Annotated in this window: 2 protein-coding genes; both read right to left on the bottom strand. The window is 71.6% G+C overall.

Translation table 11 applies throughout. From position 1 onward, the window contains the following. Positions 1-159: 159 nt before the first annotated feature. The gene (locus OEY_RS0112210; RefSeq protein WP_010594154.1) at positions 160-1143 is read right to left on the bottom strand and encodes an ROK family glucokinase; all 984 of its coding nucleotides are present in this window, start codon (positions 1141-1143) and stop codon (positions 160-162) included. Between the two features lie 35 nt (positions 1144-1178). After that, positions 1179-2621 carry a sugar porter family MFS transporter gene (locus tag OEY_RS0112205; protein WP_010594153.1) on the bottom strand — a complete coding sequence of 481 codons (1443 nt, stop codon included), beginning with the start codon at positions 2619-2621 and terminating at the stop codon, positions 1179-1181. Positions 2622-2950: the final 329 nt, after the last annotated feature.

Here is a 2950-nt window from a genome sequence, read left to right as displayed (position 1 = left end):
CATGGTGCGAGCCTATGGCAGCGCCGCTGCCGAGGTGCGCTTTCCGACGTAGCTCCGGCACCGCGGGCGGGACCCGAGGGGGAGCGGGTGGGACCGAGCGAATGTACCGTCCACCTCGTCGGATCGAGTCGGCAGCTCGGCAGCTCGGCAACTCGGCGGTCAGGCGACGGCCACGACCTCGAGGCGCGTGGCGTCGTCCGTGCGGCGCCGAGCCAGGTCCGCGGCCCCGACGATCCCGGCGTCGGGGCCGAGCTCGGCCAGGCGCACCGGGGCGGCCGGGCGGTGCCCGCGTCCGGTCAGCCGCTGGGCGAACGTGGCGACGGCGGGCCCGCGCAGCAATTCCCCGGCCTCGCACACACCGCCGCCGAGGACGAACACCTCCGGGTCGAGGAACGCGGCGAGGTCGGCCATGCCGTGCCCGAGCCACGTGCCGATCGTGCGGAAGCACTCGAGCGCGGCGGCGTCGCCCTCGCGGGCGGCGGTGGTGACGTGGTGCCCGGTGATCTGCTCGGCGCGCCCGCCGGCCAGCTCGAGCAGCCGGCCGGCGAGCGCGGGCGAGACGCTCGCGATCTCCTGCGCCTCCCGCACCAGGGCGCGCCCGCTGGCGTACCGCTCCCAGCAGCCGTGGTTGCCGCACCCGCAGCGACGCCCGTGCGGTTCGACGTTGAGGTGGCCGAGTTCCGCGGCCAGTCCCGAGGATCCGCGGTGCAGGGCGCCGTCGATGATCAGTCCGCCGCCGATGCCGGTGCCGACGGTGAGCACGATCGCGGTGCGGGCACCGCGGCCGGCGCCGAAGCGTGCCTCACCCCAGGCGGCGGCGTTGGCGTCGTTCTCGACGACGGTGGGCAACCCGCACGCGGCCTCGACGGCCGCCCCGAGCGGTTCGCCGCGCCACGCGAGGTTGGGGGCGAACAGGACGGTACGACGATCGGAGGCGACGAACCCGGCGGCGCCGATGCCCACGGCACACACGTCGTGCGTGGCGCGGAGTTCGCGGACGACGTCGGCGACGACGTCCTCGGTGCGGGCGGGGTCGTCCGACGGGGTGGCGCGGCGGAGCCGGGCGTGCAGGGTGCCGTGTTCGTCGACCACGCCGGCGGCGACCTTGGTGCCGCCCACATCGATTCCGATGGTCAGTGCCATGTCTGTTCTCTCCCTGACTTCAGTTGCCGGACGGGTTAGGCGGCGTCCATGTCCTCGAGCTCGCGGCCCTTGGTCTCTTTCACCCAGCGCAGGACGAACAGCAGCGACAGCACCGCGCACACGGCGTAGAAGCCGTACGACATCCCCAGCGACAGTTCCTTCATGGCGGGGAAGGAAACGGTGACGACCCAGTTGGCCGCCCACTGCGCACCGGCGGCGAGCGACAGGGCCGCCGCGCGGATCCGGTTGGGGAAGGCCTCGCCGAGCAACACCCACACGACCGGCCCCCACGACATGCCGAAGGCGACGACGAACAGGTTCGCGGCGATCAGCGCGATCGGTCCCTGCAGTCCGGTCAGGTGCGGGGTGGTCACACCGTCGACGACGGTGGTCGAGGCGGTGGCGAAGACGACGGCCATCGTGGCGAGGGTGACAGCCATGCCGGCCGAGCCGATGATCAGCAGGGGGCGACGTCCGACGCGGTCGACGAAAGCGATGGCCACGAGGGTGGTGGCGATGTTGACGACGGAGGTGACGACGGTGAGGACGAGGGAGCTGCTCTCGTCGAATCCCACTGCCTGCCAGAGGATGCTGGAGTAGTAGAAGATCACGTTGATGCCGACGAACTGCTGGAACACCGACAGTCCGATGCCGATCCACACGATGGGCAGCAGCCCCAGCGCGGGTCCTCTCAGGTCGCGCAGCGACGGGGTGTGCTCGTGGCCGAGGGTGGCGCGGATCGATTCGATGCGCAGATCGATGCCCTGTTCGCCGAGCAGCATGCCGAGGATGCCGCGGGCCTCGCCGATGCGGCCCTTCGCGACGAGATAGCGCGGGGACTCCGGGATGGTGAGGGTCAGGAATCCGTACACGAGCGCGGGGACGATCATGGACAGGAACATCCAGCGCCAGGCCTCGAGCCCGAACCACAGTTCCTCGCGGGAACCGCCGGCGAGGGCGGCGAGCGCGTAGTCGACGAGCAGGGCGGCGAAGATGCCGACGACGATCGCGAGCTGCTGCAGCGATCCCAGGCGGCCGCGCACCCGGGCGGGGGAGATCTCGGCGATGTAGGCGGGGGCGATGACGGAGGCGAGTCCGACGCCGACGCCGCCGACGATCCGGAACAGGACGAGAGTTTCGACGTTGAAGGCGAATCCGGTACCGAGCGCGCTGACCAGGAACATCGCGGCGGCGACCTGCATCGTGGTGAGGCGGCCGTAGCGGTCCGCGATGCGGCCGGCGAGAACGGCCCCGCCGGCCGCGCCGAGCAGGGCCGAGGCGACGGCGAAGCCGAGGACGGCGGACGAGACGGCGAACCGGGATTCGATGGCCGAGACGGCGCCGTTGATGACGGCGCTGTCGAAGCCGAACAACAGGCCGCCGAGCGCGGCGATGACGGCGATGCGGACCGGCACTGCGGCGCCGGCGGTGTCGGGCCCGGTGTCGGGGACGGTCGGGAGCGCGACGTGGTTGCTCATGGGACTCCTCGTAGGCGGCGGGAACCGGCCGCGGCGGTCCCGTTCCGGGAGGCGAGTGGCGGCGGTCACGCGAACTGTGTGCTGGACCACAGTAGGGCGAAGGCGGTCCTGTCGTCAAGAAATGAACGAACAAATCCTTGTTGATGGTCTTCTGTGTTCGAATTTGAACTCAGGTAGCGACCTGGAGCCGGGAGAAGTCGTCGGAGTCGATCATCAGTGCGGGTTGGCCGCCCGCAGACCCAGGGCGACCGCCCCGAGCACCTGGGCGCGGGCCCCGAGGGCCGCGGTCCGCACCTGCACGGTGCGCGCGGCGCTGGGCACCGCATACC

It is taken from the genome of Rhodococcus sp. P14 (genome assembly GCF_000256505.1).
GTDB lineage: Bacteria > Actinomycetota > Actinomycetes > Mycobacteriales > Mycobacteriaceae > Rhodococcus > Rhodococcus ruber.
The sequence above is the reverse complement of the archived record's forward strand: the minus strand, read 5'-3'. Positions and strand labels throughout refer to the sequence as shown.